We start from the raw sequence: 24,695 nt of genomic DNA on the forward strand, positions 1-24,695 counted from the left end.
CTTGGGGAAACCCGGGCGCCCAATTTCCGACACGCGAGCATGAAAACGATGACCGCGAGGCCGTCAGAAGGACAGCCAAATATAGGAATGAACAGGAGCAGAACCCATGTCTTCCATCAATACCAATGCCTCCGCGATGACCGCCCTGTCGACCCTGCGGTCGATCAACCGTGATCTCGATTCGACCCAGAATCGGATCTCGACCGGTCTCAAGATCCAGTCGGCCAAGGACAACGCGGCCTACTTCGCGATCACCAAGACGATGAACAGCGACAGCAACATGTACAAGGCGATCGACGAGAGCCTGACGCTGACGCAGAACTCCGTCTCGACCGCGCGCCTGGGTGCGGAATCGCTGGCCGACCTGGCCGACGAATTCGCCACCCGCGTGGCCTTTGCCCAGGGCAAGGAAAACGACCAGTCGGCGCGCGACGACATCCAGGCCGAACTCGACGAGCTCGCCAACCGGATGCAGACGGTCATCGACCAGTCGACCTTCAACGGCGAAAGCCTGGTCGCCGGTGCCGTCGGGGGCACTGTTGGCGTCAACGTGGTGACCGGTGTCACCCGCACCACGTCGGGGCTGAGCACCACGTCGATCTCCTTCGACCGGCAGAACCTGCAGGTGATCCAGAGCGCGCTCGGCGCGATCAATATCGGGGGCTCGCTGGCGACCACCACCGCCGTCACCGACGCGCTGGCAACCGCCAACACGCAGCTCGACGCGGCGATCACCGCAGCGACCAAGCTCGGCATCGCCGAGAAGTCGATCGAGACCCAGAAGGAATTCCTGGGCGCTCTGACCGATCGCATCGATGCCGGCGTGGGTGCCATGGTCGACGCCAACATGGAGGAGGAGGCCGCGCGCCTCCAGGCCCTCCAGGTCCAGCAGCAGCTGGCCACCCAGTCGCTCTCCATCGCCAACCAGGCGCCCCAGAACATCCTCAGCCTCTTCCGCTGACGGGTTCTGACGCGACCTTCGGCAGGCCCGCCGCGTGCGGGCCTGCCGGCCCCCCGGCCGGACACAGAAGGCGGCCGGTGCCCCGACAGCAGAAGGCATGTCCATGAGCATCGCAGCTTACAAGAAGACCATCCGCGAGAGCGAAACGCCGCGCCAGATCGAGCGCCGCGTGATGTCCACCGTGACCGCCGAGATGGAGCGCCATGCCGCATTCGACGCCGCCGATCTCGACGGCCGGCGCACCATCCTCGCCGGCGGTCTGCGCAGCGGGTTGCAGGACAACCAGGCGCTCTGGCGCGCCCTGCGCACCGACCTGGCCGATGACGGCAACCGCCTGCCGGCGCCCCTACGCGCACAACTGATCTCCATCTCGCTCTGGGCCGACCGGCAATCGTCGCAGGTCATGGGCGGGCAGGCCGGACTGGCCGCACTGATCGAAGTTAACCGCCGGATCGCCGCCGGACTCGCCGGGCAGGCGCCGCAGCCGAACGAGGTCTGAGCCCATGCCATTGTCCCTGACATTGCGCCCCAACGAACGGCTGGTGGTGAACGGCTGCGCGATCCGCAACGCCAACAAGCGCCAGACCATCATCATCGAGAGCCGCGCCGACGTGGTGCGCTCCAACGACCTGCTCACCGCCGAAGAGGCGACGACGCCGGTCACCCGGGTCTATTTCGCCATCCAGACCGCACTGATCTATCCCAAGGAGCGCGAGGAGCTGGTGCCGCGGATCCAGCGCAACCTGGCCGAGCTCGCCACCGTCTTCGGCGGCGCTTCGCTGGGGGCGATCTTCGAGGCCGCGAACTTCATCAGCCAGACCGATTTCTACAAGGCGCTGGCGGTGCTGCGCCCGGTCATCGCGCACGAGGCCAAGCTCTTCGAACGCATCGCCGCCAGTGCCGAGATGGCCGGCGGCACGGCCGGCGCCGCGGGGGTGGCGGCGGAATGATCCCGATCGGCGGCATGAGCGGCCAGACCGCCCTGACGCTGGTGAAGTCGACCGAAGGCACGGCGCGCGACCTGATCCGGTCGGCGCCGCAGCACGACCGCGCGATCACGCATTTCCGGGAGAACATCGCCAAGGTCAATTCCGTCGACGACCTGATGGCCGATCCCGAACTCTACGGCTTCATGATGCGGGCCTACGACCTCGAGGACCAGATCTTCGGCAAGGCGCTGATGTCGAAGATGCTCAAGAGCGACATCGGCGACCCCGAGGCGCTGGTCAACCGGCTCACCGATCCGCGCTTCAAGGAACTCTACAAGGCGCTGGAATTCGGCACGGACGGGGTCAACACGCTGAAGACCATCAGCCGCAAATGGCAGGAGCGGGTCGTCGAACGCTACGTCACCCGCCAGTTCATCAACGGCAACGAGACCCAGAACGAGACGGTCGGCCGGGCGCTGGAATTCCGCGAGAAGGCCGGGTCGGTGTCCAACGTCTTCGACATCCTGAAGGACCGCGACCTCTCCAAGGTGCTGCGCACCGCGCTCGGCATTCCCGAAGCGGTGGCGGGCATCGACATCGACAAGCAGGCCGAAATCTTCAAGGCCAAGCTCGACCTCGAGGATCTCAAGGATCCGGAGAAGGTCGACAAGCTGATGCGCCGCTACGTGGCGATCTCCGACGCCCTCGCCGGGCCGGCGGCGCTCAGCGGCAATGCCGCGGTGACGCTGTTGTCCTCGGCAGCGTCCGGCGGCGGCTGGCTGCCGGTGACCATCGACATCACCGCGGTCTCGGCCCTGCCGTCGAATCCCTACCGCTGACAGAAAGGATCCGCGCCATGGACCGACACATTGTCATCGCCGGCCAGGGCCGCGCCGGCACGACCCTGTTCTACAGCATGCTGCGCGGAACGCTGCCGGGCTTCAAGATGCCGGACCGCGAGGTCCGCGCCGTGGAATACATGGCGATTCCGGGCAACTACGTCACCAAGCGCCCCTTCGACATCTTCGACGTGCCGTCGATCCTGAACTTGAATGCCGGTGCGAAACGGGTCGATCTGATCGTCACCCTCCGGGATCCCAGGGACATTCTGGTGAGCCGGCACGAAAACCTGCCGGGCGATTACATCATGCATGCCGACCGGTCCTGGGCGATCCGGAAAACCGGCGTGCGCGAATTCGTGAATCCCGGCGTGATCCCGATCCACCAGGCGATCGCCGAAGTGGCGACGTCCGGGGTCTTCAAGCAGGGTGTCTTCCTGTTGAAATACGAGGATCTGATCGCCGATCCCGAAGCGATGCAGGCCCAGTTGGCGCGCGATCTCGACCTAGAATTCGACGGCCGGTTCAGCGATTTCCATCAGCACAAGGTACCGGGTGTCCTGACTCCCGCGTTGAACGGGGTGCGCCCCGTCGAAAGTTCGCGCCTGCAGCGCTGGCGCGCGCCCGAGCACCGGGACCGGATCATCGACCAGTTCACCCGCTTCCCGGAGCTCTTCGACATGCTGGTGGCGCTCGATTACGAGCCGGACCGCGCCTGGTTCGACGCGTTCCGCGCCGCCGCCTGATCCGCACCGCGCACCATGTCCGACGCCCCCGGCCCGCGCCGGGGGCGTTTCGCGTCGCGCCGCCGGGCCCGGGTCAGCCCAGCAGCTCGTCCTCTTCGCTGAGCAGCGGCAGCACAACCAGTTCCTCGGCCGCCAGCTGGCGCGCGCAGTCGAGCATCGCGGTCTGGGCGGCGCGCACGTCGCGGCTGCGCACCTGGCCCATGCTGGACAGTTCGTCCTTCAGCATGTCGCGCGAGCGCTGCGGCAGCGCCGCATAGAAGCGCTCCACCACGCCGGCCTTGGCGCCCTTGAGCGCCAGCGGCAGGGTGTTGCCCTCGACGCCGCGCATCACCCGCACCAGGCTCTGGGTGTCCATCCGCACCAGATCGTCGAAGGTGAACATCTTCTGCCGGATCGCCGGGAAGCGTTCGGGCATCTTATCCTCGAGCTTCGGCGCCACCCGTTCGAACATGTCGGTGTCGAGCCGGTTGAACAGATCCGCCATGCGCTTCTCGCGCTCGGCCGCGGTGGGCTGGGCGGCGACCTCGGCCATGTCCTTCTGCAGCGTCTCCTCGATCTGGCGCATCATGTGGTGCGGCACCGCATCCATGCGGATCATCCGTTCGAGGATCGCCACCATGCGCTCCTCGCCGAGCAGCGGCAGGACCGCGGCGGCCACCGAGCTGTCGACGTTGGAGAGGATCGCCGCAGCGGTCTGGTCGTGCTCGGAGCGCAGGTAATTGGCGATCGAGGTCTCGTTCAGGGCGCTGAACCGGGCCCAGAGGTCGCGCTCCTGCAGCGGACCGCGGATCTCGCGCAGGATCGAGTTCACCTGGTCGTCGGGCAGCACCTTGCGCAGCATCGATTCCGCCATGGTGAAGGAGCCCACCACCGACCCGCCATGGGCGACGGCCTCGCCGAATTCGCGCATCACCTTCTCGACCGAGGGCGCGGCGATCACGCCGAGCCCGGCCATGGCGTGGCTGATTTTGCGGATCTCGGCTTCCGAGAGCTTCTTCATCAGCGCGGTGCCGCGCTCCTCGCCGAGGCAGAGAAACAGCACCGCGGCCTTTTCCGGGCCCTTGAGCGGGGCCGGCGCGGAGAAGGTCGTGGTCTTGGCCGGGGCGACCTGGGTTTCGGTGCGTTCCATCGTGGCGGTGCTCATGGCGGGCTCCTCGTTCTCAGCCGCCGGCCAGCGGCAGGTAACTTTCCATCAGACTTCCGGCCAGCATGTACCAGCCGTCGATCAGCACGAAGAAGATGACCTTGAAGGGCAGGGAGATCAGCACCGGCGGCAGCATCATCATGCCGGCGCTCATCAGGATCGAGGCGATGATCAGGTCGATCGCCACGAAGGGCAGGTAGATCAGGAAACCGATGGTGAAGGCGCGGCGCAGCTCGGAGATCATGAAGGCGGGCACCAGCGAGCGCCAGGCCGCGGCCTCCGGGGTCTCGGCCGGGGGCTGGTCGGCCTCGGGTTCGATCCCCTCGGAGCGCGCCGCGATGTCCTCGAAGAGCGCCAGGTCTTTGGGCCGGGTATTGGCGAACATGAAGGTCTTGAACGGCGCGCCGATGCGGTCGATCGCCTGTTCCTCGGTGATGGCGTTCTGCATCAGCGGCTCCAGCCCGTCCTCCCAGGCGTCGATCAGCACCGGCTGCATGACGAAGAAGGTCATGAACAGCGCCATGGCCGAGATCACCATGTTGGGCGGCGTCTGGTTCAGCCCCAGCGCCGAGCGCAGGATGGAGAACACGATGACGAAGCGGGTGAAGCTGGTCATCACCACCAGAAGCCCCGGCGCCACCGACAGGATGGTGAAGAGCGCCAGCAGCTGCACCAGCCGCCCGGACAGCGCCGCGCGGTCGTCGGAGCCCGCCGGCGCGTCGGTGAAGACGTCCGACAGCGCCCCGAGGAAGTCGCCCGCGCCATCCTGCGCCGCCGCCGGCAGGGCCGCGACGAGGCCGGCGGCCAGCGCGGCGAGCAGCAGGAAGGCGGGACGGCGGGGCATCGTCTCAGAGATCGCCCACGTGGTCGCGGACGATCTCGGTCAGCGACACGCCGATGCGTTCGCCGGGCAGTTTCACCAGGTCTCCGCGGGCCACGAGGCGGTCGTTGACCACCAGGTCCACCGGTTCGCCGATGCGCTGGTCGAGATCGATCACCGAGCCGCGGGCCAGCTTCAGAAGCTGCGAGATCGGCATGCGGCATTCGCCCAGCACCACCTTGACCTCGAGATCGACGTTGAACATCGCCTGGATCGTGTGGCCGGACTTGCCGGCCGCGGCGGCCTCCTCGGGCGGCGCGGGCAGGGCCTCGGGGTCCTCGAGTTCCGGGATCGCGGCGCCGAAATCCGCGCCGGCCGCGGCGTCCACCGGCTCGGGCGCGGTTTCGGGGGCCGTGGCCCTGGCCGCCGTCTTGCGGCTCCGCGGGGACGCGTCGCCCGGGTTCCGGTCGCGTTCGGTTTGCTCGCTCATTGCCGCTGCTCCGTTGTCTGGGCCGGGGACCGGCCGGTCTCTGCCGCTGCGCGCAGCGCGCCGCTCAGGCGCTCGCAAAGCTGCGCGAAACTGTGCTCCGCGAAGCCGTCGTCCCATTCGACGCGGCCGTCGCCCTCCGCCATCTCCGCGTCGGGCAGGACCTCGATCCGCCCGGACAGGCCGAGAGGCTCGGCGGCGCGGGCGATCTCGGGCGCCAGCCGGGTGGCGCTGTCCGGGGCCAGCCGCACCCGCACCCGGGCGCTGCCCACGGCGAGCCGCAGGCCGTCGAGCATCTCGGCCCGGAGCCGCCCCTCGGCGAGCCGCGCCACCGCTTCCGGGGCCAGCGTCTCGGCCAGCCGCGCGAACAGGTCGGCGGCTTCTTGCTCCAGCAGGGCGCGGTGGGCATCGGCCTGCTCGGCGAGCCCGGCCACCGCCGCGGTCAGCGCCTCGAGCGCCGCCTGACGGGCGGCGGCCATCTCGTCCCGCGCCTGCGCCAGGGCCGCGGCGCGGCCTTCCTCGAAACCCGCCGCGCGGCCCTCGGCGCGGGCCTCGGCGCAGCGCTCGGCCAGATCGCTTTCGCCGTAGGAGACCAGGGCATCGCCGGCAGCGGCGGGGCCGCCGCGCTCGATTTCCAGCTCCCTGTCGAAGTCGCGATCGAAGATGAACCGCATGGTTTACGCTCCCTCCGCGGCGAGCCAGTGCCGCAGCACCCGCAGGGATTCGTCGGGCTCGGCATCCACCAGTTCGCCCACCGATTGCACCCGGCGCCGGCGCACGCCGCCGCGCACCGAGGCCAGCGAGACCAGGTCGTCGGAGGCGTCTTCCATGAGCAGGTTGTCGATCGCGGGCTCGATCCGCGTCACCCGGCCGGTCTCGCTCACGGCGCCCTCGACGCCGGGCAGGGCGGCCTGCCGCGCCCGCGCCTCGCCCGGGATCTGCGCCGGGCCCTCGGCGGCCAGGCCGGCCTCGGCCGCGCCGCCTGCGGCGCCGGGCAGGGCGGGGGCCTCGGGCAGGGTGTTGAGCGAGCGGCGCAGCGCCGGGCGCACGCCGAAGAACACGATCACCGCGACGATCGCCAGGGCCAGCACGCCGCGCAGGATCGACATCAGGTTGCGGGCCAGGAGGTCGCCCAGAAGGCTGCCCTGCGCGAGGCCGAAATCCTCCTCGAAGGTCATGAATTGCAGCGATTCCACCGACACGACGTCGCCGCGCGCCGCGTCGAAGCCGATGGCCGAACGCACCAGCCGCTCGATCCGCTCGAGTTCCTCGGGGCTGCGCTCGGTATAGACCGGATCGCCGTTCGCGCCCGGCTGGTAGGTGCCGTTGACCAGCACCGCCACCGACAGGCGCTCGACCTCCCCGGGTTCGCGGATGATCTCGGACCGGGTGGTGCCGATCTCGTAATTGACGATCTCGTCGGTCTGGTTGGAGCGCTGCGAGGAGCGCGGTCCGGCATCGCCGCCGGCGCCGTCGCGCAATTCCGGCGGCAATTCGTTGACCACGCCGACCTCGCCCGCCGCCGCCTCGCTGCCCTCGCTCGATTCCTGGCGGGTCTCGGTGGAGCGCACGACCTGCTGGTCCGGATCGAAGCTTTCCTGGCGGATGACCTGGCGCTCGGTGGTCAGGTCGACCCGCGCCTCGACGCGGACATTGCTGGCCCCGACCCGCGCCGAGAGGATCTCGGTGACGCTGCGGGCCAGCCGGTCCTCCATCGCCGCCTGGGTGCCGGCGATCGAGACCTCGCCGGGCGTGTCGCCCTCGGGCCCGAGGATGGTCTCGCCGGTGGCCGAGAGCACGGTGACCTGGTTGGGCGACATTTCCGGCACCGCCGAGGCCACCAGCGCCCGGATCGCCAGGGCTTGCCGGCGGCCCAGCGAATAGCCGGCGCGCGAGCGCACGATGACCGAGGCGGTGGCCTCGGGCCGGCTGCGGCTGAAGGCCTCGCGCTCGGGCATCACCAGGTGCACCCGCGCCGCCTCGATGCCGTCGATGGTGCGCACCGAGCGCGACAGTTCGCCCTCCAGCGCGCGCAGCCGGTTCACCCGCTGCATGAAGGTGTTCATGCCGAGCCCGCTGGCATCGTCGAACAATTCCCAGCCCGGCGTGCCCTGCGAGGGCAGGCCCTGGTCGGCCAGCGTCATGCGGGCGCGGGCGATGTCGGTCTCGGGCACGCTGACCACCGAGCCCGCGCGGTCGAGCTTCACGGTGAAGCCGGCCTGTTCCAGCGTGGTGACGATGCGCGAGGCGGAGGCCGGGTCGAGATCGCCGTAAAGCGGCCGATAGGCCGGCGACATCACCGTTCCGAGCCCCAGAAACAGCAGGAGCATCAAGCCGGCGCCGGTCGCGCCGAGGACGGCCAGACGCCCGCGGCCGAGCGCCATGAGGTTCTGGGCTAATGCATTCACTGGAACTTCGCCTGTTCTGCCTCACGCTGGCTCTTCGGCCATGCTTGGAAATTTTTGTCGTTGGTTTAATCTTGAAGGTCAATTGCAATTTGTCCATGAATAGGCAAGGATAGCCATCAGGCAACAGCAGCGGGCAGAACCGGTGTCGGAAGCAGAAAAGCCCAAACGTTCCCTCAAGAAGCGGCTGCTCGTGACGACGGCGCTGGTTCTGTTCTGCGTTGCCGCCGGCGCGGGCGGCCTGGGCCTCGCGCTCGGGCCGAGCCGCGCGCTGGCGTTGCTGTCCGGCGGCGCGGCCGCCGAGGAGGGCGATTCCGTTGAGGGTGCGGCGGAGGCGGCCCCGGCCGCCGCGGCAGGCGACGGCACCGAACTGCCCGAGGGCATGGCCAAGGTGGTGCCGCTCGACACGATGATCGTGAACATCACCGCGATGACGCTGACCGGGCGCAAGACCTCGCGGTTCCTCAAGCTCGACATCGCGCTGGTGGTCGATCCGGCGGCGGCGGGCGCGGAACGGATTTCCGAGCGCGAGCTGTTCCTGCGCGATTCGATCCAGGATTACCTGCGCCAGCTCACCGAGGACGACCTGGAGGGCAGCGCCGGGCTGGCGCAGCTCAAGTCCGAGCTGCTGCGGCGGGTGCGCACCGTCACCGACAGCACGGCGCCGCAGGACATCCTGATCGCGGACATGGTGATCCAATGAACCAGCCGACCGAGAAGATGGCGCCGGGCTCGAGCCTCGAGGAAGAGATCATCCGCGCCGCCGCGGAGAACATCGAGCGGCTGCCGATGCTGCAGCTGATCTTCGACCGCCACGGCCAGGGCCTGTCGGCGGCGCTGAAGTCGTTCTGCGGCATCGCCACCGAGAGCGAGCTGCGCGGCGTCACCTACGGCCCGATGAGCCAGGTCATGCACGGGCTCGAGGAAAGCTGGCTGACGCTGATCTGCGAGGCCGATCCCTGGGGCGGCCAGTTCGCCGTCGTGATCGACCCGAACCTGCTGTTCGCGGCGCTCGAGATCCTGCTCGGCGGGCGCGAGGCGGAGCCCCTGGCCTGGACGCCGCGCAGCTTCACCTCGATCGAAAAGAACCTCGCCCGGCAGATCGGCGCGCTGGTGCTCGACGAGCTCGCCACCGCCTTCGCGCCGGTCGAGACGGTGGCCTTCGCGCTGTCCTATCTCGAGGCCAGCCCGCAGGCCGCGATGCTGGCGCCGCCCAAGAGCCCCGGCGTCGCCGCGCGGTTCGAGATCGCCTTCGAGGGGCGCGGCGGCGGGCTTGCCGTGGTGATGCCGCACAGCACCCTGCGGCCGGTGCGCCACAAGCTGGCCGAGCTCTTCGCCGGAGAGGCCATCGACGCCGATTCCGGCTGGCACGACCGCCTGGAATCGGCGCTCACCGAAACCGGGGTGACGCTGACGGCGGTGCTGCGTCGGCTCCGCGTGCCGCTGGCCGAGGCGCTGGACTGGCGCAAGGGCCAGGTGCTCGACCTCGGCATCGGGCCGGACGACGAGGTCGAGGTCACCGCCGGCGGCCGCACCCTCCTGCGCGGCGCCATGGGACGGCGCCGCGGCGGCGCCGCGGCGCTGCGCGTCACCGAGACTTACTTCGACAAGAACGGGAAGCTGACATGACCGGGCTTATCATCGACATCGTCATCGTGGCGCTCCTCGGCGGGGCGATCGGCTTCGGCCTGGTGCTCGACCGGCGGGTGAAGCGGCTGATGCAGGCGCTGGCGGAGCTGCAGCCCGCGGTCGACCAGTTCGCCCGGGCGGTCGACCGCTCCGAGGATTCGGTGCACGCCCTGCGCGGCGCCTCGGCGCAGGCCGCCGAGGCCGGGCGTTCGGAGACCGGAGGCCGGCGCGGCGCCGGCGTGCCGAACCTGCGGTCGCTGCGCAACCAGGCAGCGCGTTCGGTCCGCTCGGGCGGGGCCGGGGTGGCCAAGGTCGAGGGCAAGTCCGACCTTGTGCGGTCGTTCTTCGAGGCGGCCGGGAAGCGTCAGGCATGATCCGGCCGTCGCGATCGCAGCTGCTCTTCGGGGCGCTGGCCTGCGCCGGGATCCTGCGGCTCGGCGTCGGGCTGGGCGAGGGCGCCGATGCCGTCCGCGGTTCGGTCTTCGTGGGCCCGGCCCAGGCCGCCGGTGCCGCTGCCGAGCCCGAACCGGCAGCGCCCGCCCCGGATGTCGGGCAGGCCGCCGACGAGATCCTCGCCAAGGGCTGCGAGATGCCCGAGGCGCTGCTCTCGGCGATCAAGCGCGAGCGCGAATTGCTGGCGGCGCAGAAGGAGAAGCTCGAGGCCCGCGCCTCGGAGATCGACCTCGCGGCGGCGGAACTGGCGATCGAGAAGGATCGGCTGGGCGCGCTGCAGGCCGAGCTGGCCGCCCTGCTCGAACGGGTCGCCGCGCACCAGACCGCCGATGTCGACCGGCTGGTGGCGCTCTATTCCGCCATGAAGCCGGGCGAGGCCGCGCGGATCATGGACGATCTCGATCTCGAGACCACGGTGATGGTGCTGGGCACGATGCGCGAACGCGACGCCGCCCCGATCATGGCCCAGCTCAGCCCGGTGCGGGCGCGGGCGATCTCCAAGATCATTCTCGAACGCTCGCAGTTGCCCGGCGACCAGGACCTGACCGGCCTGCGGATCAAGTGAACGCAACAGGGAGGCGCCGATGATCGTCGCCGAAGCGGTGGGTTTCGCCGCCACGCACACCATCTCTGCCATCCTCGACGGGCTGCCGGACCACGAGGTCGCCCACGGCACGCAGGATTTCGAGACCAAGCGCCCGGTCGGGCGCGCCCGCCAATCCCCCGGGGCCTTTGCCGCCAGCATGGCCGCGGCGGCCGAGAGCGGCCAGCGCCCGGTGGCGGTGCACACGCTGTTTCCGCCGGCCGAGATGAAGCCCGCCTGCGAGGCCCGCGGGATCCTCTACCGGCTGCTGGTGCGCGCGCCGGAACGCCAGATCGAGAGCTGCTATGCCTGGGTGCTGGCCAAGGTGCTGGCCGGCGAGGCGGTGATGGGCGCCGCGCTGAACGTGTCGGTGCCGCTGCTGCCGAAGCTGGACCTGCAGCCGACGCTGCCCAACATCCTCTATCTCTTCGCCGCGCATCAGGTCATGGCGTATAACGGCGCGGCGCTGGCGGTCGGCGCGCAGAGCGTCCGGATCGAGGATCTGCTGGCCGACGAGGCGGCGTTCCGGGCGCTGTTCGAGGTGCCAGAGGACATCAGTATCGGGCATTTCGCGGGCCGGCCCGTCGCCTTGGCCTCGCACCGCGCCAAGGTCGCGCCCGGCACGCTGGCCGACCCCGACCGCACGGCGATCCTCGAACGGCTCACCGTCGACGTGGCCGGCATGCCGATCGGCTATCCGGCCTACCGCGCCGCCCTGGGTTACTGAGCCTCACTCCTCGCGCAGCGACGATCCGGCGGGCGGGCGGCGCTTCAGGTCGGCGCGCAGATCCATGACGTAGCGGATGATCTCGGCCACCGCCTTCCAGTGCTCGGCGGGAATCGTCCGGTCGAGTTCGACCGCGTCGTGCAGCGCCCGGGCCAGTGGCCGGTTCTCGATCATCGGCACGTCGTTCTCGCGCGCGATGCGCCGGATCTGCGCGGCCATCAGGTCGGTGCCCTTGGCGACGCAGACCGGGGCGCTGTCGCGGCCGAGGTCGTAGCGCAGCGCCACCGCGTAATGCGTCGGGTTGGTCAGCACCACGCTGGCCGTCGGCACCGCCAGCGTCAGCCGCTGCTGGGCGCGCTGACGGCGCAGCTGGTCGCGCTTGCGCTTGATCAGCGGGTCGCCCTCGCTGTCCTTGTGCTCGTCGCGCACCTCCTTGAGCGACATCTTCTGTTTCTCGCGCCACTGGTAGCGCTTCCAGATGATGTCGAAGATGGTCAGCGGCACCAGGAAACCGCAGGCGCCGATCAGGATCAGCGACACCTCGTGGCGCAGATAGCCGGGCAGGGTTTCCGGGGCGAAGAGCATGCCCTGCCAGATCTGCGTGACCGCGCCCTGCGCCACCCAGGCGCCGATCACGCCGACCACCGCGACCTTGGCGAGGTTCTTCAGGAACTCGATGGCGGTGTCCTTGGAGAACAGCCGCTTGAGCCCCGCCATCGGCGAGATTTTCGACAGTTTCGGGCGGATGCGCTCGGCCGCGACCACGACCTGGCCCTGGATCGCGACCCCGAAGATCGCCAGCGCCACCATGGTGGCGAAGGCCGGGGCGAGGATCATCAGGACCGACAGCGCCATGCCCTGGACCACGCCGCCGAGATCGGAGACGCCGGTATCGCCCACCCCCACGCGGATCTCGCTGGCATTGGCGATCACCGCGCCCAGCGTGCGGGCGAGGTCCGGCGCCGCCGAGGGCAGCACCAGCAGGACCAGCATGAAGAGCGAGAAGATGCTCATCAGGTTGCCGGTCTCCTTCGAGGAGGGCACGTCGCCCTTCTCGCGCGCCTTGCGCAGCTTCTGCGCCGTCGGCTCTTCCGTCTTGCTGGACTTGTCCTCGGTATCGTCCGACATGCGCGCCTCAGAACCTCAGGGTGCCGAGCCAGTCGGCGAACACGGTCAGGAAGCCGGTGAGGATCGACGGCGCCGCCATCACCAGCACCGTCAGCCCGGCCGCCAGCAGCACCGGGGTGGCCACGAAGAACACCGGCAGGGTCGGCATCAGCCGGTTGGCGAGGCCCAGCCCGACATGCAGCACCAGCCCCATGACGTAGAAGGGCGCGGCCACCGAGACCCCGACATAGAAGCTCATGGCGCCGGCCCGGGCGATCTGCTCGGCGAGATCCCCGGGCATGATCCGGCCCGGCGGGAAGACCTCGTAGGACAGCAGCAGCGCGCCGAGGATGATGTGATGCGTGTCGGTGGCGAAGATCAGCGCCACCGCGGCCAGGATCAGCGTCGAGGCGACGATGGTGGCGCCCTCGAAGGCGCCGACCGAGGGCGCCAGCGCGTTGGCCAGGCCCGAGACCATGCCGATCTGGTAGCCGGCGAAGTTCAGCGCGTTGAGCAGCACCCGCGCGGTGAGGCCGAGCCAGAGGCCGAGCGTCGCCTCGAGCCCCAGCATGGTGAAGATCGCCACCGGGTTCTCGAGGCTGAGCGGCCCCACCGGCAGCGCCGGCGACAGCCCGAGGCAGAGCGCCAGTGCCAGCGCCAGGCGGTGGCGCACCGGGATCGCCGTCTCGCCGAAGCCCGGCATGAACAGGAACACCGTGCCGATCCGGGCGAAGATCGCGGCCAGCCCGAGGAACTGCGAGGTGACGAAGACCGTGAGGTCCATCGCCTCAGGCGCCGATCCGGCCGACCGTGCGCAGGCTCGCCTTGCGATGGATCTCGGCGTGGCTGATGATCGCGGTGTTGGGGCTCACCCGCTCCAGCATGGAGCGGACATGCGCGCGGATCTCGGCGGGCACGAGGATCGAGGGCCAGGAATCCGACTGCGCCTGCATCTGGATCTCCTTGCGCGCCTCGAGCACGAAATCCTGCACCCGCTGCGGCGCCATCAGGAAGGACTGCTCCTCGCCACTTGTGCGGATCGCCTCGAGGAACTCGCGCTCCCAGTTCGGCGCCAGCCCGATCACCGGCAGGTAGCCGGCGCCGTCCATCAGCTGGTTGCAGATCTGCTTGGCGAGCCGGGCGCGGACGTGCTCGGTGACCCGGGTGACGTTGGTGGTGGCGCGGCCCGCCTCGGCGATCGCCTCGACGATCAGCGGCAGGTTGCGGATCGACAGGCGCTCGGCCAGCAGCCGCTGGAGGACGTGCTGCACGAGGATGGTGGGCGAGGGCACGCTGAGATCGGAGACCAGTTTCTGGTAGTCGCGGTCGAGCCGCTCCACCGCCTGCCTGGCCGCGCCGTAGCTCAGGAGTTCGGCCATGTGGTCCTTGACCACCTCGGTCATGTGGGTGGTCAGCACGCTTTCGGGATCGACCACTGTCAGCCCGGCTTCCTCGGCCTGGCGCGCCACCGCGCGGTCGACCCAGAGCGCGTCGAGCCCGAAGGCCGGATCCTTGGTCTTTTCGCCGGGCAGCTGCACGCTCATCTCGGCCGGGGTCAGCACCATCCGGCCGCTCGGCCGGATCTCGCCCCGCACCGCTTCGACCCCCTGCACCATGATCCGGTAGGTGTGGATCGGCAGGCTGGTCTCGTCGCGGATCCGCACCACCGGGAGCACGAAGCCGTATTCCCGCGCGAAGAGCCCGCGCAGGCTCTTGATCTTGCCCGGCAGCGCCGCGTCCGGGCTGTCCGAGAGGGTGACCAGCCCGGCGCCCAGCTCGAGGCAGAGATCGTCCACCTTCATGCTGTCCTTGAGCGCCTCCTCCTCGGTCTGCGGCGGGCCCTCGGCCTCCTTCATGGCATCGGCCGCGGCCTTGCGGTCCTCGCGCGCGAACTGCCGCGACAAGAGGTATCCCGACCCCGCCATGGCGCCGGACAGCAGGGCGAAGATGGCCAGCGGAAAGCCCGGCAGCAGGCCCATCGCCAGCAGCAGCGCCGCGGCCATGTAGAGCGCCTTGGGAAAGCGCCCGAGCTGGCCCAGCACGACCTCGTTGGCGGCGCCCTCGGTGCCGCCCTTGGTGACGATGAGGCCGGCCGCCATGGAGACGATGAGCGCCGGGATCTGGCTCACCAGCCCGTCGCCGATGGTCAGCGTGGTATAGGTCGAGGCAGCCTCGCCGAGGCTCAGCCCGTGCTGCACGGTGCCGATCAGGATGCCGCCGCCGATGTTGATCAGCACGATGATGATGCCGGCCACGGCGTCGCCGCGGACGAACTTCGAGGCGCCGTCCATGGCGCCGAAGAAGCCGCTCTCCTCCTCCAGCGTGCGGCGCCGCGCCTGCGCCTGCTGCTCGTCGATCAGCCCGGAGCCGAGATCGGCGTCGATCGCCATCTGCTTGCCCGGCATGGCGTCGAGCGAGAACCGCGCCGAGACCTCGGCGATGCGCGTCGAGCCCTTGGTGATGACGATGAAGTTGATCACCACGAGGATGGCGAAGATCACGATGCCGATGACGTAGGAGCCGGCGACGATGAAGCGCGAAAAGCCTTCGATCACCCCGCCGGCGGCGCCGGTGCCGGTATGGCCCTCGGACAGGATCAGCCGTGTCGAGGCCACGTTGAGCGACAGGCGCAGCAGCGTGACGATCAGAAGAAGCGTCGGGAAGGCGTTGAATTCCAGCGGCTTCTTGATCCAGAGCGCCACCATCAGGATGAGCACCGAGACCGAGAGCGAGATCGCCAGCCCGAGATCGAGCAGGAAGGCCGGCAGCGGCACGAAGAGCATCGCCAGCACCAGGGTGACGCCCACCGCGAAGCCCACGTCGCGGTTCGCCAGGCCCTTCTGCCAGACGGTGTTCTGCGGATCGGCGGTGGCACTCACGGCGTCAATCTCCCCGCTTCAGTTGCGGCAGGACCGGCTGCAGCGCGCCCCCGCCATAGAGGGTGTGGCGGGCGGCGCCGGCGATTGCGGCGGTGGACCAGATCGGCCCGCCGGGCCCGCGCCCGGCCGGCGCGGTCTCGGCCGGCAGGTCGGCCAGCGCGCGGAAGCCGTTGATGCGCTGGTTGGCGACGCGGATGTTGCGCATCAGGGCGCTGTGGTAGATTGCCTGCTTGTCCGGGGTGCGCGAATGGTAGGCGCTGGCGGCGCGCTGCCAGTCGCCGGTCTCGCTGTGGAGCCGCTTGAGAAAGCGCGCGGCGTAATCGACGTTGAGGCGCGGCGTGAAGCCGTCCTCGATGGTCGCGAAGGCGCCGGGATGCCAGCGCAGGTTGATCTGCATGCAGCCCACATCCATCGATTCCACGCCGCGGCGCTGCTCGGCGGCGACGAAGTCGAGCGCCGCGCGGCGGGTTTCGAAATGGTAGCCCGAGCCCTCGGAATTGACCGCGTAGGGCCAGACGGTGAGTTCGCCGGCCTTCATCAGGCCGGCTTCCTGCAGCCCGATGCCGAGCAGGATGTTGCCGGGGATGTCGTGGCGTTCCTGCGCCTCGAGGATCTCGCGCAGGCAGATGCCGTGCTCGGCCGAGAGCGTCGGGGCGCGGGCGCTGCCGGCGGCCGGGGCGGCGCCGCCATAGAAGCTGGCCCAGCCATTGGCGCGCACGGCCACCGCAACGAGGCAGAGCAGCGCCGCGAGCGCCAGACGGAGCAGCCCGAGGCTCACAGCCCGCCGCTCGCGATGGCGTCGAAGCTGCGTTCGGCGAGGCCCTCCAGCATCGAGTAGATGAACGGGGTGGTGGCGACGATGCTGATCAGGATCACCACGATCTTCGGCACGAAGGTCAGGGTCATCTCCTGGATCTGCGTCAGCGCCTGGAAGAAGGCGATGGCAAGCCCCACCGCCAGCGCCAGCGCCAGGATCGGCCCGGTGGCGATCAGCACGGTCCACAAAGCGTCCGTGAGATAGTCGTAGACCTCACCGGGCGTCATCGGATCACATCGGCATCCGCATGATTTCCTGGTAGGCCTCGACCAGCTTGTCGCGGATCGCCACGGTCGTCTTGACGGTGGATTCGAGGCTCAGCGTGGCCTGCACCACCTCCTGGGTGGTATGCCCGCCAGCCAGGCCCTCCTGCATCACCCGCTCGGCGCTGCGCGCCTCGCGGACCGCCGAGGCGCCGGCATCGACGAGAAGCTGGGCGAAATCGGCGCCGTCGGCCTGCGGGGCCGCGGCGGCGCTGCCGCGGTCGAAGGTCAGGCCCTGCGACGCCCGGTAGGCCCCGAGCGCGGCGTTGGAGGAAACGAGACTTTCTGTCATCGAAACTTACCCGTGTTCTGCTGGAATCTAGCGGAGCAGGTCGAGCAGCCGGGTGCGCATGCGCCGCCCGGTCTCGAACATCGTCATGTTGGCCTCGTAGCTGCGCGAGGCCTCGCGCATGTCGGCGATTTCCATCATCGCGTTGACGTTCGGCACCTTGACCAAGCCATTCTCGTCGGCGGCCGGGTGCGACGGGTCGAGCACCTGCTCGAAGCGGCCGGGCGCGCGGCCGACCTTGTCGACCTCGACCCGGGAGGCGCCGCTGGCGCGGTCCAGGACCTCGGCGAAGGACACCGTCTTGCGGCGGTAGGGATCGCCGCCCGGCGCGGTGGCGCGGGTGTCGGCATTGGCGACGTTCTCGGCCACCACCCGCAGCCGGGTGCCCTGCGCCACCATGCCCGAGGCGGCGATGCTGGTGATCGACTTCAGCGGATCCATGGGCTCTCTCCTCAGCGTCCGCCGGTCGCCGCAAGGGTCAGCAATTCGTGTCCCTTGCGGTAGAGATCGGCGGCCAGGCGGTAGGCGTCCTCGGATTCGGTCGCCTTGATGATCTGCTGCTCCAGAACCACGGTGTTGCCGTCCATCGTGGTCTCCCAGGGCGCCTCCTCGGCGGTGGTGGGCACCGCCGAGCGGCCGGGCAGGCTGCCTTGGATATGGCCCAGTTGGGTCACCGCAAGCCCGGTGCCGCGGACCTCCGAGGCGCGTGTGCCGTCGAGCATCTGCTGGAAGCTCGTGACCTCGCGCGCGCGGAATCCCGGCGTGTCGGCATTGGCGATGTTCTCGGAGATCACCTCCTGCCGCGCGGCAAGCCAGTCCATGCGCTTCGCCGCAAGGTCGAAGAAGGATATGGAGGACATCTTCATGCTGGTTTCCCCGGTTCTATTCATATAGTATCATGAATAAATGCGGGTTTCCAAGGAAAACTGTACTTGAGCACCCTGTTTGCGGACATGAACGCCGCCATCGCCGGCATCCCGCGGACGCGCTGCGTCGGCCGGGTCGCGGCGGTGATCGGGCTCAAGCTGACCGTTTCGGGCCTGCACCGGGCGCTCGGCATCGGCGCGCGCTGCCGGGTGGCGGGGCAGTTCGGCCCGGTCACCGGCGAGGTCGTGGGCATCGACGCGGCCGGCGCGCATCTGCTGCCCTTCGGCACCTGGGACGGGGTCGGGCCCGGCGCCGAGGTGGAGCTCTGCGGCCCGGACGAGGGCCTGCGGCCGGGCCGCGCCTGGCTCGGCCGGGTGATCAACGCGCTTGGTCGGCCGGCCGGTGGTGGCGGGCCGCTGCCGGTGGCGGGACCGGTCCGCGCGGTGCGCGCCGCGCCGCCCCCGGCCTTCGACCGCCGCGCCGTGGGCGCGCGCATCGAAACCGGCATCCGCGCGCTCGACGTCTTCGCGCCGCTCTGCGACGGCCAGCGTATGGGGATCTTCGCGGGATCCGGCGTCGGCAAGTCGACGCTGATGTCGATGCTGGCGCGCCGCGCCGGGGTCGACGCCATCGTCGTCGGGCTGGTGGGCGAGCGTGGCCGCGAGGTGCAGGATTTCATCCGCTCGGCGCTCGGCCCCGAGGGGCTGGCCCGCTCGGTCCTGGTGGTGGCCACCGGCGACGAGGCGCCGCTGATGCGCCGGCAGGCGGCCTGGACCGCCACGGCGGTGGCCGAGGGGCTGCGCGACGCCGGGATGCGGGTGCTCTTGATGCTCGACTCGGTCACCCGCTTCGCCCAGGCGCAGCGTGAGATCGGCCTCAGCCTGGGCGAGCCGCCGGCAGCGCGCGGCTATCCGCCCAGCGTGTTCTCGGAACTGCCGCAACTGCTGGAGCGGGCCGGGCCGGGGGCCGGCGGGCAGGGCAACATCACCGCGCTCTACACCGTTCTGGTCGATGGCGACGACATGAACGATCCGATCGCCGACGCGGTGCGCGGCACGCTCGACGGCCATCTGGTGCTGACCCGCCGGATCGCCGAACGCGGCCGCTACCCGGCGATCGATCTGGAGCGCTCGCTGTCGCGCATGCTCCCCGATTGCCACAGCGCCGCGGAATACGCCCTGCTGGCGGCCGCCCGCGCGGCGATCTCGCGCTACACCGACATGGAGGAGCTGATCCGCCTCGGCGCCTACCGCAAGGGATCCGATCCGGAGGTCGACCGCGCCATCGCGGTGGCCGGCAAGGCCGAGACCTTCCTGAGCCAGACAAGGCACGACGCGACGCCGGCGGCGGAGGCCTTTGCGGGCCTGGCCGAGATCCTCGACGCCGCCGGTTGGCCGGTGGAGCCCGGCCAGCAGCTTCCCGCCCCCGGGGCTTGACCTTCCGGCGGGGCAATCCCCACCTCCCGCTGATGCGATCAGAGGAGGACAGGATGGCCCGGTTCCACGTTCCCGACATGTCCTGCGGACATTGCGAGGCCACCATTCGCGAGGCGCTGGCCGCGGCGCTGCCCGGCGCCCGGGTCGAGGTCGACCGCGATGCCCGGCTGGTGCGCGTCGAGGATGACGCCGAATGCGCCCGCGACACCATCGCCAAGGCCGGCTACCGCGCCGAGCCGGTGGCCTGAGCGCCGCTGCTTCCCTCGCGCCCGCGCGGCGGCTAAACCGCGGGGCGGGAGCCTGAGCGCGGAGGGGTCATGGACGGCAACACGGCAGCATCCGGGGCACGGCCGCGGGCCGCGACGGGCAAGCGGTTCGTCTGGCACCCGCAGGCCCGGCTGACCGCGCCGCCCGGGGCCGCCGCGCACGGGCTCGCGGCGGCGCTGCGCGCCGGGGCCGGTCTGGCCGCGGGGCCGGACGGCATCAAGGCGCGTCCCGAGGCGCCGGGCTGGCTCCATACCCGCTCGGGCGGCACCACCGGGCCGGCCAAGATCGTCCGCCGCAGCCACGCCTCCTGGATCGCCAGCTTCGAGGTATCGCGCGCGGTGCTGGGCTGCGGACCGGCGGACGTCTACGCCGTGCTCGGCACGCCGGAGCATTCGCTGGCGCTCTACGCCATGGTGGAGGCGGCGCATCTCGGCGCGCATCTGCGCGATCTCGGCGGCCTGTCGCCACGCCGGCAGGCCGCGGCGCTGGCCGAAGCCGGCGCCACCATCCTCTACGCCACGCCGACCCAGCTGCGCCTGCTGGCCGAGGCCGGCCGCCCGGTGCCGACCCTGCGCCACGTGCTCAGCGGCGGCGGCCGCATGCCCGAGGACCTGCCCGCGCGGATGGCGGCTTTGGCGCCGGCGGCCACCTTGCGCGAATTCTACGGCTCGAGCGAGGCCAGCTTCATCGCCTGGGGCGATGCGGCGCGGCCCGCGGGCTCGGTCGGGCGGCCCTATCCCGGGGTCGAGCTGCGCATCGACGCGGTCGCGGGCGAGCCGGGCGAGATCTGGGTGCGCAGCCCCTACCTGTTCGACGGCTACGCCGATCCGGTCCCCGCCGCGGGCGGCGCCGATTGGCGCGACGGCTGGCTGTCGGTGGGCGAGATCGGACGGCGCGATGCCGAGGGCTTCCTGCACCTTTCAGGACGCCGCAACCGCATGGTGACGATCGCCGGGCAGAACGTCTTTCCCGAAACCATCGAGGCCTGGCTGGCCGCGCAGGAGGGCGTCGGGCCCTGCGCCGTGCTGCCGCGCCCGGACGCCCTGCGCGGCACCGTCCTCGTGGCGCTGCGCGCGGGCGCGGCGGATCCCGAGGGCGATGCCCGGCTGCTGGCCGCGGCGCGCGCCCGGTTCGACGCGCTGGCGGCGCCGCGCCGGATCGTGGCGCTGCCGGACTTTCCGCTCACCGCCGCCGGCAAGCCCGATCTCGGGCGGCTGGCGGTGCGGCTCGCGGAGCTGACGTGACCGCCGCCTTCGTGGTCGCCGCCCGGCGCAGCCCAGTGGCGCCCCGGGGCGGCGCGCTGGCCCGGCTCGAGCCCGCCGAGCTTGCCGCCCCGGTGCTGCGCGCCGTGCTGGACGAGGCCGGCCTGCCGGCCGCGGCGGTGGACGAGGTGATCCTCGGCAACGCGCTCGGCGCCGGCGGCAACCCGGCGCGGCTGGTGGCGCTGGCCGCGGGCCTGCCCGAGCGGGTGGCGGGGCTGAGCCTCGACCGGCAATGCTGCGGCGGGCTCGACGCGCTGCGCCTCGGCGCGGCGCTGATCGCCGCGGGCGAGGCCGAGGTGGTGGTGGCGGGCGGGGTGGAATCCTATTCCCGCCGGCCGCTGCGGCTGCGCACCGACCCCGATGGCGGCGCGCCGGTGGCCTATGACCGGCCGGCCTTCACGCCGTTTCCCGACCGCGATCCCGAGATGGATGCGGCCGCCGCCGCGCTGGCGCAGCGCTTCGGCATCGACCGCGCCGCACAGGATGCCTGGGCGGTCGGAAGCCACGCCCGGGCGCGCGCCGCCGAGACCCGGCTGCGGGACGAGATCGTGCCGCTGGCGGGGCTCGAACGCGACGCCTTCACCCGCGCCCTGACGCCGCGCCTGGCGGCGCGGGCACGCAGCCTCGCCGGGCCGATCGCCGCCGGCAATGCCGCGGTGGCGGCGGACGGGGCAGGGCTCTGCGTGCTGGTCTCGGAGCCGGTGGCGCGGCGGCTCGACGGCTCGGCGCTGCGGGTGCTGGCGGGCGCGACCCTGGGCGGCGCGCCGGATTGCCCAGGACTGGCCCCGGTCGCGGCCATTGCCGCGGCGCTGGAACGCGCGGGCCTCGCGCCCGGATCGCTCGCGGTGGCCGAGATCATGGAGGCCTACGCGGTGCAGGCCATGGTCTGCGTGGCCGAGGCCGGGCTCGACCCGGCCCGGGTTAATTTGGGCGGCGGCGCGCTGGCCCGCGGCCATCCGATCGGCGCCTCGGGCGCGATCAACGCGGTGCGGCTGGTCTCCGAGCTGCGGCGCCGCGGCGGCGCGGGGCTCGCCGCCATCGCCGCCGCCGGCGGCATCGGCAGCGCGCTGGTTCTGGGCACCGATCAGAAGCCGCAGAAGGTCGCGTAATCCTCCAGCGGCGCGCGCTCGGTGCGGACGGCGTTCGCCGGCGCGTCGGGATCGGCGCGCCCCAGCGCCATGCCGCAGACCACCAGCTCCCCGGGATCGATCCCGAGCGCTGCCTGCACCACGTCGGCATGGCGCGCCAGGGCGCCGATGCCGCAGGTGGCGTAGCCCGCGCCCTCGGCAGCCAGCATCAGCGCCATCAGCGCCATGCCCAGATCCATGTAGCAGCCCGCGCCCATGTCGCGGCGGATGGTCACCACGAGGCCCACGGGGGCGGCGAAGAAGCGGTAATTTTCCTCGAACTGCGCCCGCCGGCCGGCGAGGTCGCGGCGCGCGATCCCCAGCGCCTCGTAGAGCGCGAAGCCGGCGGCGCGCTGGCGCGCCTTCAGCTCGGGCGGCATCGGGTCGGGGAAATAGCTGTATTCCGACACCGGGGGCCGGTTCTCGGCGATGGCGTGGGCCAGCGCCCGGCGCAGATCGTCGAGCGCGGCGCCGCTGAGCGCGTGGAACCGGCCCGGCTGCAGGTTGGCGCCCGACGGCGCGCTGCGCGCGGCGCGCAGGATCCGCGCCACGTCCTCCCGCGGCACCGGGTCGGGCCGGAAGCCGCGCACCGAGCGCCGGGCGGCGAGCAGCCGCTCGATACCGGTCTCGGGCGCGGGATCCGCCGCGGGGTCGCTCTGGCGCAGGCTCTGGCTCATGCCCCGGGTCTAGCCCGGATCACGCCGCCGCGCCATCCGCGATCACCCGGCGGCGCTCAGCATTGCGGCACGCCCATGGCGATGATCTCGGTGGCCGGAACCTCGTGGTAGCCGACGATCAGGAAGCGCCCCTCTTCCATGAACCAGCTGCGCAGCCGGTCGGGGTAATGGCCCGCCATGACCTCGCTCCAGTACTCGAATTCGACCTCGCGCAAGGGTGTTCCGTACCACGAGGGGCCGTGAAACCCGAAGCGCACGCCGGGCGCCACGCAGACGTCGCCGGCGCCGAGATACATGGTGCAGGAGGACAGACAATCCGGGCCGCGGATCTCGACCCGCCCGCCGGAGGCGCGCAACGCCGCGATCTGTTCCACCCGAGGTCCCAACAAGCCGCCCCGGTCGCTGCCGATGATCACCACCTGCGATCCGGCTGCCTGCGTTTCGGGGGCGATCCAGGCCAAACTGGCCACAAGGCACAACTGTGCAATGTCCCGAAGAACTTTCATTAAACCAACACTCCGTTCCACCCCGGGGCGTCCCAAGCCCCGTTCCCACGGTTCACCCTGTCCGAGAACCGTTGATGAAATGCTGATCGGCCGATCGCCCGGAAAGATTATGTGAAGCGGACCGCGTCGTAAACCGGGGATGTCCGTGCTGCACCGCAATATGCGGTGATCCGGTCACATATAGCGTCTAGCGATAGTATGGCGCTGAATATGACGCCGATCGGGCAGGCGCTTTGCCCAATCGGCAGGCGTTTTAATAAAAGCCGCGCGGTGTTTCGCGGCCCGTCCGCTTGCGCGGCATAATCACTCGGATAGCGCAAAGGCGGCCGCCACACCGCGCAATTCCGCCAGGCCGCGCAGACGGCCGATATAGGGATAGCCGGCGCGCATTCCGGCGCGCAGATCCCAGCCGATCATGTGGCCGTGGTCGGGGCGCATCGGCACCTGCCGGCCGGTCCGCGCCTCGAGCGCCAGCGCCGTGCGCACCACCCGCACCAGCCCGGCATCGCCCGCCAGGTGCGCCGCCTCGTGAAAGCTCACGCCGTCGGCCTCGCGCCGGGTCGAGCGCAGGTGCAGGAACCGCACCCGGTCGCCGAACCGGTCGAGCAGGGCCGGCAGGTCGTTGTCGGCGCGCACGCCCAGCGAGCCGGTGCAGAAGGTGACGCCGTTGGCCGGGGAGGGGCTGTGGCCGAGGATGGCGTCGAGATCGGCGCCGGTGGAGACGATGCGCGGCAGCCCGAACAGCCCGAAGGGCGGGTCGTCGGGGTGGATGGCCAACTCCAGTCCCAGTTCCTCGGCCACCGGCAGCACGCGGTCGAGGAAGGCGAAGAGATTGCCCCTGAGGCGCGCCGCGTCGATCCCCGCATAATCCCCGAGCCGGGCGCGGAAGCGCTCCAGCGTCCAGCTTTCCTCGGCGCCGGGCAGGCCGGCGATGATCGTGTCGACGAGATGCGCGCGCGCGGCGTCGTCCATTTCGGCATGGCGTTCGGCGGCGGCCGCGGCGATCTCGGCGCGGTGGTCGGCGGCGGCGCCGGGCCGGGCCAGGAGGTGGATGTCGAAGACAGCGGCATCGACCGCGTCGTAGCGCAGGCAGGTGGCCCCGTCGGGCAGCACATGGGCGAGATCGGTGCGCGTCCAGTCGAGCACCGGCATGAAGTTGTAGCACACGGTGCGGATGCCGGCGGCGGCCACGGCGCGGAGCGAGGCCGCCCAGGCATCGGCATGGGCTTCCCAGCCCGGCGCGCCGGTCTTGATGTCCTCGTGCACGGGAATGCTTTCGACCACCACCCAGTCGAGCCCGGCGGCGCGGATCAGGTCGCGGCGGGCGACCACGTCCTCGGCGCGCCACGCCTGGCCCGCGGGCACGCCGTGCAGCGCGGTGACGATGCCGGTGGCCCCGGCCTGCCGGATATCGGCCAGCGAAATGGGATCGTCGGGGCCGAACCAGCGCCAGGATTCGATCATGACTTGCCTTT

General features: G+C 70.8%; 30 protein-coding genes. 14 read left to right on the plus strand and 16 right to left on the minus strand.

The annotated features are described in order from the left end of the window. Positions 1 to 106 precede the first annotated feature (106 nt). The 5 genes from ACXYMW_RS07065 to ACXYMW_RS07085 all read left to right on the plus strand — a co-directional run bounded on the left by ACXYMW_RS07065 (position 107) and on the right by ACXYMW_RS07085 (position 3,475). Complete coding sequence (locus tag ACXYMW_RS07065) at positions 107 to 961, plus strand: flagellin N-terminal helical domain-containing protein (RefSeq protein WP_459034601.1); 855 nt, start codon at positions 107 to 109, stop codon at positions 959 to 961. Positions 962 to 1,064: 103 nt separating this feature from the next. Further along, a complete protein-coding gene (locus ACXYMW_RS07070) occupies positions 1,065 to 1,460 on the plus strand; it encodes a flagellar biosynthesis regulator FlaF (RefSeq protein ID WP_459034602.1) in 396 nt (131 codons plus the stop codon). 4 nt (positions 1,461 to 1,464) lie between these two features. Further along, positions 1,465 to 1,911, plus strand: a complete 447-nt coding sequence (locus ACXYMW_RS07075; RefSeq protein WP_459034603.1) for a flagellar biosynthesis repressor FlbT — start codon at positions 1,465 to 1,467, stop codon at positions 1,909 to 1,911. Positions 1,912 to 1,925: 14 nt separating this feature from the next. Next, positions 1,926 to 2,729, plus strand: a complete 804-nt coding sequence (locus tag ACXYMW_RS07080) for a DUF1217 domain-containing protein (RefSeq protein WP_459034604.1) — start codon at positions 1,926 to 1,928, stop codon at positions 2,727 to 2,729. A gap of 17 nt (positions 2,730 to 2,746) precedes the next feature. Then, positions 2,747 to 3,475 (plus strand): sulfotransferase domain-containing protein, encoded by a 729-nt coding sequence (locus ACXYMW_RS07085; RefSeq protein ID WP_459034605.1) that lies wholly within the window; start codon positions 2,747 to 2,749, stop codon positions 3,473 to 3,475. A gap of 73 nt (positions 3,476 to 3,548) precedes the next feature. Here ACXYMW_RS07085 and ACXYMW_RS07090 read toward each other — a convergent pair whose 3' ends face one another. Genes ACXYMW_RS07090 through fliF form a run of 5 tightly spaced genes read right to left on the minus strand, consistent with a single transcriptional unit; the run spans position 3,549 to position 8,334 of the window. After that, positions 3,549 to 4,619 carry a flagellar motor switch protein FliG gene (locus ACXYMW_RS07090; RefSeq protein WP_459034606.1) on the minus strand — a complete coding sequence of 357 codons (1,071 nt, stop codon included), beginning with the start codon at positions 4,617 to 4,619 and terminating at the stop codon, positions 3,549 to 3,551. Positions 4,620 to 4,635: 16 nt separating this feature from the next. Further along, positions 4,636 to 5,463 (minus strand): flagellar type III secretion system pore protein FliP, encoded by an 828-nt coding sequence (gene fliP / locus ACXYMW_RS07095; RefSeq protein ID WP_459034607.1) that lies wholly within the window; start codon positions 5,461 to 5,463, stop codon positions 4,636 to 4,638. A gap of 4 nt (positions 5,464 to 5,467) precedes the next feature. Beyond that, positions 5,468 to 5,929: a FliM/FliN family flagellar motor switch protein gene (locus tag ACXYMW_RS07100; RefSeq protein ID WP_459034608.1), complete on the minus strand. Its 462-nt coding sequence runs from the start codon at positions 5,927 to 5,929 to the stop codon at positions 5,468 to 5,470. After that, positions 5,926 to 6,600, minus strand: a complete 675-nt coding sequence (locus ACXYMW_RS07105) for a FliH/SctL family protein (protein ID WP_459034609.1) — start codon at positions 6,598 to 6,600, stop codon at positions 5,926 to 5,928. Before ACXYMW_RS07105 ends, ACXYMW_RS07100 begins: the two co-directional genes overlap by 4 nt. Before the next feature lie 3 nt (positions 6,601 to 6,603). Next, positions 6,604 to 8,334, minus strand: a complete 1,731-nt coding sequence (gene fliF / locus ACXYMW_RS07110; RefSeq protein ID WP_459034610.1) for a flagellar basal-body MS-ring/collar protein FliF — start codon at positions 8,332 to 8,334, stop codon at positions 6,604 to 6,606. Positions 8,335 to 8,476: 142 nt separating this feature from the next. Here fliF and ACXYMW_RS07115 point away from each other — a divergent pair, with 142 nt between their 5' ends. The 5 genes from ACXYMW_RS07115 to ACXYMW_RS07135 are packed head-to-tail and all read left to right on the plus strand — an operon-like array spanning position 8,477 to position 11,723. Next, a complete protein-coding gene (locus ACXYMW_RS07115; protein WP_459034611.1) occupies positions 8,477 to 9,034 on the plus strand; it encodes a flagellar basal body-associated FliL family protein in 558 nt (185 codons plus the stop codon). Further along, positions 9,031 to 9,960 carry a flagellar motor switch protein FliM gene (locus ACXYMW_RS07120; protein WP_459034612.1) on the plus strand — a complete coding sequence of 310 codons (930 nt, stop codon included), beginning with the start codon at positions 9,031 to 9,033 and terminating at the stop codon, positions 9,958 to 9,960. Before ACXYMW_RS07115 ends, ACXYMW_RS07120 begins: the two co-directional genes overlap by 4 nt. Further along, a complete protein-coding gene (locus ACXYMW_RS07125; RefSeq protein ID WP_459034613.1) occupies positions 9,957 to 10,334 on the plus strand; it encodes a hypothetical protein in 378 nt (125 codons plus the stop codon). Before ACXYMW_RS07120 ends, ACXYMW_RS07125 begins: the two co-directional genes overlap by 4 nt. Then, a complete protein-coding gene (locus ACXYMW_RS07130) occupies positions 10,331 to 10,978 on the plus strand; it encodes a MotE family protein (RefSeq protein ID WP_459034614.1) in 648 nt (215 codons plus the stop codon). The genes ACXYMW_RS07125 and ACXYMW_RS07130 overlap by 4 nt, the downstream gene beginning before the upstream one ends. 19 nt (positions 10,979 to 10,997) lie before the next feature. Next, a complete protein-coding gene (locus ACXYMW_RS07135; RefSeq protein WP_459034615.1) occupies positions 10,998 to 11,723 on the plus strand; it encodes a hypothetical protein in 726 nt (241 codons plus the stop codon). A gap of 3 nt (positions 11,724 to 11,726) precedes the next feature. On the opposite strand, the gene ACXYMW_RS07140 is transcribed toward ACXYMW_RS07135, so the two are convergent. From ACXYMW_RS07140 to ACXYMW_RS07175, 8 genes are read right to left on the minus strand one after another with little or no spacing between them, the layout of a single operon-like run. Next, a complete protein-coding gene (locus tag ACXYMW_RS07140) occupies positions 11,727 to 12,851 on the minus strand; it encodes an EscU/YscU/HrcU family type III secretion system export apparatus switch protein (protein ID WP_459034616.1) in 1,125 nt (374 codons plus the stop codon). Between the two features lie 7 nt (positions 12,852 to 12,858). After that, entirely contained in the window at positions 12,859 to 13,614 is a 756-nt protein-coding gene (locus ACXYMW_RS07145) for a flagellar biosynthetic protein FliR (RefSeq protein ID WP_459034617.1), read from the minus strand. A gap of 4 nt (positions 13,615 to 13,618) precedes the next feature. Further along, positions 13,619 to 15,709, minus strand: a complete 2,091-nt coding sequence (gene flhA, locus ACXYMW_RS07150) for a flagellar biosynthesis protein FlhA (RefSeq protein WP_459034618.1) — start codon at positions 15,707 to 15,709, stop codon at positions 13,619 to 13,621. 4 nt (positions 15,710 to 15,713) lie between these two features. After that, complete coding sequence (locus ACXYMW_RS07155) at positions 15,714 to 16,487, minus strand: transglycosylase SLT domain-containing protein (protein WP_459034619.1); 774 nt, start codon at positions 16,485 to 16,487, stop codon at positions 15,714 to 15,716. After that, positions 16,484 to 16,753 carry a flagellar biosynthesis protein FliQ gene (gene fliQ, locus ACXYMW_RS07160; protein ID WP_459034620.1) on the minus strand — a complete coding sequence of 90 codons (270 nt, stop codon included), beginning with the start codon at positions 16,751 to 16,753 and terminating at the stop codon, positions 16,484 to 16,486. Before fliQ ends, ACXYMW_RS07155 begins: the two co-directional genes overlap by 4 nt. A gap of 4 nt (positions 16,754 to 16,757) precedes the next feature. After that, positions 16,758 to 17,081: a flagellar hook-basal body complex protein FliE gene (locus ACXYMW_RS07165; RefSeq protein WP_459034621.1), complete on the minus strand. Its 324-nt coding sequence runs from the start codon at positions 17,079 to 17,081 to the stop codon at positions 16,758 to 16,760. 27 nt (positions 17,082 to 17,108) lie between these two features. Further along, the gene (gene flgC, locus ACXYMW_RS07170; RefSeq protein ID WP_459034622.1) at positions 17,109 to 17,519 is read right to left on the minus strand and encodes a flagellar basal body rod protein FlgC; all 411 of its coding nucleotides are present in this window, start codon (positions 17,517 to 17,519) and stop codon (positions 17,109 to 17,111) included. A gap of 11 nt (positions 17,520 to 17,530) precedes the next feature. Continuing rightward, positions 17,531 to 17,944: a flagellar basal body rod protein FlgB gene (locus ACXYMW_RS07175; protein WP_459034623.1), complete on the minus strand. Its 414-nt coding sequence runs from the start codon at positions 17,942 to 17,944 to the stop codon at positions 17,531 to 17,533. A 66-nt stretch (positions 17,945 to 18,010) separates the two neighbouring features. On the opposite strand from ACXYMW_RS07175, the gene ACXYMW_RS07180 reads away from it, so the two are divergent. The 4 genes from ACXYMW_RS07180 (at position 18,011) to ACXYMW_RS07195 (ending at position 22,019) form a co-directional block, all read left to right on the plus strand. Further along, positions 18,011 to 19,381, plus strand: coding sequence for a FliI/YscN family ATPase (locus tag ACXYMW_RS07180; protein ID WP_459034624.1), 1,371 nt, complete (start codon positions 18,011 to 18,013; stop codon positions 19,379 to 19,381). 53 nt (positions 19,382 to 19,434) lie between these two features. After that, positions 19,435 to 19,629 carry a heavy-metal-associated domain-containing protein gene (locus tag ACXYMW_RS07185; protein WP_459034625.1) on the plus strand — a complete coding sequence of 65 codons (195 nt, stop codon included), beginning with the start codon at positions 19,435 to 19,437 and terminating at the stop codon, positions 19,627 to 19,629. Positions 19,630 to 19,698: 69 nt separating this feature from the next. Continuing rightward, entirely contained in the window at positions 19,699 to 20,892 is a 1,194-nt protein-coding gene (locus tag ACXYMW_RS07190) for an AMP-binding protein (protein ID WP_459034626.1), read from the plus strand. Beyond that, positions 20,889 to 22,019, plus strand: coding sequence for a thiolase family protein (locus tag ACXYMW_RS07195; protein WP_459034627.1), 1,131 nt, complete (start codon positions 20,889 to 20,891; stop codon positions 22,017 to 22,019). Before ACXYMW_RS07190 ends, ACXYMW_RS07195 begins: the two co-directional genes overlap by 4 nt. On the opposite strand, the gene ACXYMW_RS07200 is transcribed toward ACXYMW_RS07195, so the two are convergent. From ACXYMW_RS07200 to uxuA, 3 genes are all read right to left on the minus strand, one after another. Beyond that, entirely contained in the window at positions 21,995 to 22,714 is a 720-nt protein-coding gene (locus tag ACXYMW_RS07200; protein ID WP_459034628.1) for a nitroreductase, read from the minus strand. The genes ACXYMW_RS07195 and ACXYMW_RS07200 overlap by 25 nt on opposite strands. 56 nt (positions 22,715 to 22,770) lie before the next feature. After that, complete coding sequence (locus ACXYMW_RS07205) at positions 22,771 to 23,184, minus strand: hypothetical protein (protein ID WP_459034629.1); 414 nt, start codon at positions 23,182 to 23,184, stop codon at positions 22,771 to 22,773. Between the two features lie 339 nt (positions 23,185 to 23,523). Further along, a complete protein-coding gene (uxuA, locus tag ACXYMW_RS07210; RefSeq protein ID WP_459034630.1) occupies positions 23,524 to 24,684 on the minus strand; it encodes a mannonate dehydratase in 1,161 nt (386 codons plus the stop codon). Between the last annotated feature and the right edge of the window lie 11 nt (positions 24,685 to 24,695).

The sequence above is a fragment of the Roseivivax sp. CAU 1761 genome, assembly GCF_054482755.1.